The organism is Microcoleus sp. w1-18aA5 (assembly GCF_036701705.1).
GTDB lineage: Bacteria > Cyanobacteriota > Cyanobacteriia > Cyanobacteriales > Microcoleaceae > Microcoleus.
Genome location: NZ_JAUPTE010000014.1, coordinates 97053 through 104138 on the forward strand (window position 1 = coordinate 97053; position 7086 = coordinate 104138).

Consider the following 7086-nt stretch of genomic DNA (forward strand, 5'->3'; position numbering starts at 1 on the left):
CAGGATTTTGTCAACCTCTCTTTTCTTTCTTCCTCTCTATTCCCTCGAACTTCGACATCGATCTGTTAGTTAAATCCGTTACAGAATCCGTTGCCGAACTTCCCTCTTCCTGCTAAACATTTAACCACTCAAGGAGTACCCTGGGCGCGGGCAACAAAATCATTAACAAAAGCCCGATCGCCATTAGCCCCAAAAAATCCCGCCGATTATCCAATTCACTGACATCATTCAACGCCGGTTCGTCGTTTAGCGGTGTGAAAAACAAAATAATCGCCCACAGCAGCAAACCCTGTTCCAAAAAAGAAAGCAGCAGCATACAAAGTCTAGCAACTTGCCCGATCGCCATACTCGCTCGCTGGCCGAACATCGCGTGTACAATGTGCCCGCCGTCGAGTTGTCCCACCGGCATCAAATTAAACGCCGTCACGATCAAACCCAAATAACCCGCCACCGCTACCGGATGCAAATCGATCGCAGTTTCCGCATTCAAAGCGCCACCCAAGGTTAACTTGCTCAACAAAGTCATCAGCAGCGAAAAACTGGGTTTGAAAGAGTCAAAATTTAACATTCCCGACTTGTCAGACAGCGGTACAATAGTCGAATGATTCAAACCCCAAATTAATAAGGGCACTGTCGCCACTAAACCCGCCAGGGGGCCGGCAATGCTAACATCAAATAAAGCTCGGCGGTTGGGAATTGGACTCCGTATTTGAATGAAAGCCCCAAAAGTTCCTAAGAAAAAAGGAATCGGGATAAAATAAGGCAAAGTCGTGCGAATTTTGTAGAATTGGGCAGCTAAATAGTGGCCGGATTCGTGAATTGCTAAAATTGTAATTAGAGCCAGCGAGTAAGCCAAACCCTGCAGCAACATTGATGGGTTAGACTGCAAAGCTTGTTCAGTAACTCCGGCAAGTCGCGTCCCGACAAGGGTAGTCGTAAACACCGTGATCAGCAGCAAAGCTAATGCAAAAAATGGCCTGGTTACAGATTCGGTTTTGACAGGAGTTTCCCCTGATTGGTGGCTGGGATTGGGAACTATAGCAAAAAAAGGTTGACCGCTCAAGCTGTTTTGAAATACTACTAAAAAGCGATCGCCAAAAAGCCTCTCCACATTCTCCCGAATTGCCTGATAAGCCGCCTCCGGGTTGGTACGCAACTGTCCGCGACAAATTACAGCCTGTGGCCGAAATTCCAAATCTCGCAAAAAGTAAATTGACCAAGGAAAACAATCGCGCAAACTCGCTTCTTCCGCTGCATCGATCGGGCGCACGGGCGGTTTTGGCTTTGCAGGTTCAGTCGCAGAGTTTGCTATCTGCTCAGCAGTTTCGGCGGTAATTTTCTTGCGCCCCAACTGTACCAAAAACCAATACAAAAAAGGGCAAACCAGAAAAGGTATAATTACCAACTCCGGCGGTACAGTTTTGCTCGTGCCGTAAACTAAAATCCAACCACCCCAAATCAGCGCGGGCGCCATCATTACCAGCCACAGCAGCCATATCGGAGTCCTAGTGATGCGGCTGGTGCCGTTTTGCAACAAGTAGTACGAGATCAGCCCCAATACGAACAACCATAGTAAAAAGAACATAATATTTATCCCATTCCCTTCTGAAATACTTCCTTGAAACAACAGAGTTCAGTCTCCAAACAACCCAGGCCCGTGCTCGACAATATTCTGGCTTTCCCCCCTAACCGGGATACCCTGGGTGCAACAGCCTATTTCATTGTAGAAAACCAAACTAACATCCTGGTGGATTGTCCCGCTTGGGATGAGATTAACCAAACATTTTTGCGGGAACACGGCGGCGTGCGACTGCTGTTCCTCACCCACCGTGGCGCTATCGCCAAGGCGCGGGAGATTCAGGAAGCCACGGGGTGCGAGATCCTGATTCAAGAACAGGAAGCTTATTTACTGCCGGGTTTGAAGGTGACGGTTTTTGAGCGAGAATTTGTTGTGAGCGATCGAATCAAAGCATTTTGGACTCCCGGCCATTCTCCTGGTTCCTCTTGCCTTTATCATAGTGGCAGCGGTGGAGTGGTGTTTTCGGGTAGGCACTTGCTCCCCAACCGAGAAGCCGCCCCAGTACCGCTGTGGACGCCAAAAACTTTTCACTGGCCCCGGCAAATTAACAGCGTGAAGTCAATTATCGATCGATTTTCGCCGGAAACTTTACAGTATATTTGTCCCGGTGCAAATACTGGTTTTTTGCGGGGAAAAGGATCGATCGATCGAGCATTTGAGAAATTAGCCAATCTGGATTTAGCTGCTTGTTTGCAGTCCAAACCTGAACCCTAAATGTCTGCTACAACATCAAAAAATGATCTGACGCGCTAATTATAGCGGTAAGGTGCGCCTAGCGCACCCTACATTATTCTTCAGTCTGTTAAAGAGCGAGGAAAGTTTGTATAGTTGCGGTTACAACCGCCTACTCTGATGGAAAAAACCGAAAAACAAAAAATGCTCGCCGGCGAATTGTATTTAGCTGCTGATGAGCAATTAATTTTAGAGCGCCAACGAGCTCGCCGCCTCGCCAGAACTTACAATTATACCCGCGAAGACGAACCAGACAAACGGTTAGAAATTCTCGCAGAATGGTTCGGTGCAGTTGGGCCAAAAGTTGAAATCGAGCCACCTTTCTACTGCGACTACGGCAGCAATATTTATGCGGGAAACGGATTGTACATGAATTTTGGTTGCGTGATTCTCGACTGCAATCGAGTTAACATTGGCGAAAATTTACTGTGCGGGCCCAACGTACAAATTTACACCGCTCTTCACCCCACAGACCCGGAAATAAGGCTTTCTGGCCAAGAACTCGCGGCTGAAATTAATATTGGCAATAATGTTTGGATTGGCGGCGGCAGTATTATTTGTCCAGGAGTCACTATTGGCGACAATAGCACGATCGGCGCAGGCAGTGTTGTTGTCAAAGATATTCCCGCAAACGTCGTGGCGGCGGGGAATCCTTGCCGAATCATCCGGCATCTACCTTGATGTGGTACGATCGACACACTCGTGCGATCGGCTCCTTGGAGCTTAACCAAAAAATTTTAGGTTTAGAACAGACGGTTTGAGATTTTTCACGTAAAATCCCGGGAAAAACCCCTGGAAGAAAACTCAAATTTCAAATCTAAAATCTAAAATCTAAAATCGCTTAATATCAAATCCGTTAGCATCGGAATAGTAAATTCGAGTTGACGGTTGACGGTTGACAGTGAACAGTCAACAGTCAACAGTCAACAGTCAACAGTCAACAGTCAACATCATTCCGGTGTAACCGGAAATGATATAATTTCTCGTTCCCGGTTTCCACACTACCAAGCTTTTCTTATGACGACTGCAACAGTTTATCCCAACGCTCCTGATCTCTGCACCGACGACTACATAGCAGTCGGTGTAGCTACCTGCTTCATAAAAGAAGAAGGCGAAGTTTTTGAAGTGCAAGTAATCGAAGCTATTCCCTCAGCAGCTTTGGAAGCAATTTTGAAGGGAATTCCCACATCTTATTTAATGATTTGCGGGACGACTTTGGGAGCAGTGCTCGACGGCGAAACACCCAAAATGTTGCCAGAATTCCCGACATCAGCTCAGTTTAGCGAAGAATTTGGCTTTCGGGCGATCGCCGCTGCCCGCACTTACAAAATCCGCCCCCAAGCTCAACTTCACATTCCCTTGGGAACAGTTCGCAACGACTTTACTTATTCCTTAGAACGCAAAAGGGTGCTCAACTCCGAGCGCGTCATTCGCACTGAAGATAATGTGAAACAGCACGAACACACTCACAAGGTTCTTTAAACAAATCCCGCAACTGGGGCAATTTAACAGTGCCTCAGCCAGCGGATGCACCGAAAATACTTTTGAGTGTTGAGATATAAATTAAAGATTTAACAACTTTTTATTTCATTAATAATAAACGAAAAACTTTTAATATTTTGTTATTAAGCAATACAGCGGACAGTTTTTGATTACAACCGCAAAATAAGGGTTCCAACGCGATCGCGTACTCGAAATACCAACGGAAAATCACAGGTTTCAGACTACAAACTAAAAACAGTCTGGACTATTAATTAAGACACACACCCAACATCTACACCTAAAAAGTCTACTGCTCACATCACCTCAATAACATAAATTATTAACGATTGTAAAAATAATTAAGTAGTTGATAAAAATTTTTAATTGGTCAAAAATGTGGTATAATATTATTCCTGTTTAACAAAGTGATATCCAATCGGGTAGCATCGGGATTAATATTACCCACCGCCAGGAAACGGCACTGCCGTGTCCCTACAATTAACCTGGGTAGGGAAACGGCACTGCCGTGTCCTTTATATCATTCCCGTGCAACCGGAAACGATAGGATATGCTCGGTGGGAAAAAATTAAAAAATCCCCGCAATTATTAAATGCTCGTAGTTTAAGACTACTAGCGGGCGGGCGAGTAGATCGTAGGTGAGCTAAAGATTTCAATCTCACAAATTGGTCAAACCATGCGAAGCTTTGCGAGAGTAAAGTGGTGGAAATTAACTCGACTATTGCCAGCGGGATTAAAGGGCGAATACCATCTTGGGTACCAAACTGCGCTCTTAATTTTGGGGGTAACAATTCTGGCAGCTAGCATCACGGGTTGTATCAGCTATCAAAGCGTTCGCCGCTTGATTATCACCAAAAGCGAGCGAAATGCTTTGTTAGAAGTTAGGGCTCGCGCCAACAAGATCGATCGCTGGCTCGGCACTAGAAAGGCTGAGATCGAAATCCTCGCCCACACTCCTCCCGTTCGTTCCATGAATTGGTCAGTGGCAGAGCCTTATTTAAAATCGGAAGTAAATCGACTACAAAAATTCCAGCACTTGGCATTAATTGATCCCCACGGTTCTTATTTCACCACAAAAGTCGGCAGAGCGTTGATTAATGTGAGCGATCGCCAACACTTCAAAAAGGCAATTGCTGGGGAAGTCTATGTTTCCGATCCTACCATTTCTCGCACGCTCAAAGGACAAAGTATTGTTCCCATTTCGGCTCCGGTGTGGTCAAGTTCGGCAAATTCTATTGATAAAAAAGCACAAAAGCCGATCGGAGTAATGAACGGCGTCATTAGCATCGACCGAATTGCCGAAGTAGTAGGAAAGCTGGAATATGGCCCCGGAACTTATGCTTTTGTTCTCAATTCTCAAGGAGTGCCGATTGTGCATCCCGACGCTCGATTAATTGGAAATATCGACAATTCGGCTCCCAGTCTTTTAGAATCTGCAGATGCTAATTTGGCCAATGTAGCGCGGGAGATGGTTCATCAAAAAACTGGCATTGTGCTGACTCAAATCAAGGACGCCAGAGTTTATGTTGCCTATCTTCCTTTAGAACAAGCTGAATGGTCGATCGCCCTCGTAATTCCCCGCGACAATCTCGAAAAAGAACTCCTTCCTTTCAAGATACTAGCAGTAGCCGCCGGCGTACTTGCCGCCGCAGCTATTTTCTCCGCAATTGTGGCGCTCAAGCTGTTTGCCCTAAATGGCATTCGCAGTCGCACAGAAGCCCTTCTCCACCGCTTAACTAGCCGCATTCGCGCTTGCTTGGAACTCGATCGCATCCTCCAAACTACAGTAGACGAACTCGGTACTTTACTGAAGCTCGATCGAGCAATTTTCGCATGGTACGATCCCCGACAAGATACGTTAGAATTTGGCTGGGAATATTGCCGGGAAAGTTTGCCGGCGCGCTTGGGAATCTTTGGTGTTCCAGGAGGGCCATCTGGAGATTTAGCTGCACGGCTTCACCGCTGCGAAACGATACTGCTACATAAAACCGGTGTCCCTGATGCCACAGCGTCTGAGGAACACACCCATATCGAACTCAGAAATAGTCACTACGCAGCAGTACCCATACTAACTGAGAATCATCGGCTTGGATATCTGTTCGCCTGTGCAAACCGCCGATTTGCGACTCCCAACGAGGTGCAAGTTTTGGAAGCAATTGCAGACTCGCTGGCGATCGCAATTTCCCAATCCCAACTCCACGGGCAAATTCAAGAAGAACTCAAACTTTTGGAAGAAGTATTAGCCAAACTAAGAATCACCGAAGAGCAGTTATTACAAAGTGAAAAAATTACAATGGTGGGTCAACTAGCCGCCGAAGTTGCCCAAGAACTTAATAACCCGATTAACTTTATTTACGGTCGCCTGATTCACCTCAACGATTATATCAAAGATTTGCTTAGTATAATTCGCCTCTATCGCGAACAATATCCCGAACCTGTGCCGCGAATTGCCAAAAAAATAGAGACTTGCGACCTAGATTTTATCAGCCAAGAGTTGCCACAAATCCTCAATTTTTTGAAAATAGGAGCCGATGGCATTCGCCAGATAGTCCTGGCTTTGCGAAATTTTTCACTTCCTGATGAAGCCAACAAAGAACACGCCAACGTTAATGAGAGCATCGATAATCTTTTGCTGTTGCTGGCTCACCGACTGGAGCCAAAAATATTAGTAGTCAAGGAGTACCACAACCTGCCGCCAATTTTGTGTTATCCCGGTCAACTGAGTCAGGTATTCGCGAGTCTGATCAGCCATGCTATAGATGCAGTTAAAAGTATTGAAAACTCTGCTCAAATTATTACAATCAAAACCGATATTGTCGAGGAATATAAAGGCAGATTTATTGTTGTATCGATCGCCCACAATGGCTCTATAATTCCGCCGGAAATTCAACCCCGAATATTTGACCAGTTTGGCCATACTAAATCCTTTAAAAATTTTACAGGGTTGGAGCTGTCGGTGTGCTATAAAATTATTGTAGAATTGCACGGCGGCAGGCTGACAGTTGAATCTCCGGTTAAACCTCAAATGAAATCTCAAACTGGGGGCGGTGCTGAGTTTAGGGTAAAATTGCCCATCTTTTGATATCTATCGCATTTTGTCGCCAGGGAAACCCGTCGCAAATCTTGCCCGCCAGTTCCGCGAAAAGCTTAATGTCGGTTTGTAGCGAGGACTTTAGTCCTCATAAAACGGAGGACTGAAGTCCAATGGCACTGAAAAAGTGAGCCAAAAAAAATCTGTAAGGCAAGATATACATAGATAATTGCCTTACAAACCA

Annotated in this window: 5 protein-coding genes; 4 read left to right on the plus strand and 1 reads right to left on the minus strand. The window is 45.6% G+C overall.

The window, feature by feature from the left end; genetic code table 11:
• Window positions 1-112: 112 nt before the first annotated feature.
• Window positions 113-1585, minus strand: a complete 1473-nt coding sequence (locus Q5691_RS07790; protein WP_333208770.1) for a site-2 protease family protein — start codon at window positions 1583-1585, stop codon at window positions 113-115.
• 33 nt (window positions 1586-1618) lie between these two features.
• Here Q5691_RS07790 and Q5691_RS07795 point away from each other — a divergent pair, with 33 nt between their 5' ends.
• The 4 genes from Q5691_RS07795 (at window position 1619) to Q5691_RS07810 (ending at window position 6893) form a co-directional block, all read left to right on the plus strand.
• On the plus strand, window positions 1619-2293 hold the full coding sequence (locus tag Q5691_RS07795; protein WP_333208769.1) for an MBL fold metallo-hydrolase: 675 nt from the start codon (window positions 1619-1621) through the stop codon (window positions 2291-2293).
• 138 nt (window positions 2294-2431) lie between these two features.
• Window positions 2432-2992 carry a sugar O-acetyltransferase gene (locus Q5691_RS07800; RefSeq protein WP_333208767.1) on the plus strand — a complete coding sequence of 187 codons (561 nt, stop codon included), beginning with the start codon at window positions 2432-2434 and terminating at the stop codon, window positions 2990-2992.
• 336 nt (window positions 2993-3328) lie between these two features.
• A complete protein-coding gene (locus Q5691_RS07805; RefSeq protein WP_333036242.1) occupies window positions 3329-3793 on the plus strand; it encodes a hypothetical protein in 465 nt (154 codons plus the stop codon).
• A 694-nt stretch (window positions 3794-4487) separates the two neighbouring features.
• Window positions 4488-6893 (plus strand): cache domain-containing protein, encoded by a 2406-nt coding sequence (locus tag Q5691_RS07810; protein ID WP_333344364.1) that lies wholly within the window; start codon window positions 4488-4490, stop codon window positions 6891-6893.
• Window positions 6894-7086 lie beyond the last annotated feature (193 nt).

What these genes read in the sequence shown, in the direction of transcription:
- Q5691_RS07790 (WP_333208770.1), bottom strand. Translation starts at nt 1,585, where the DNA reads ATGTTCTTTTTACTATGGTTGTTCGTATTGGGGCTGATCTCGTACTAC.
- Q5691_RS07800 (WP_333208767.1), top strand. Translation starts at nt 2,432, where the DNA reads ATGGAAAAAACCGAAAAACAAAAAATGCTCGCCGGCGAATTGTATTTA.
- Q5691_RS07805 (WP_333036242.1), top strand. Translation starts at nt 3,329, where the DNA reads ATGACGACTGCAACAGTTTATCCCAACGCTCCTGATCTCTGCACCGAC.
- Q5691_RS07810 (WP_333344364.1), top strand. Translation starts at nt 4,488, where the DNA reads ATGCGAAGCTTTGCGAGAGTAAAGTGGTGGAAATTAACTCGACTATTG.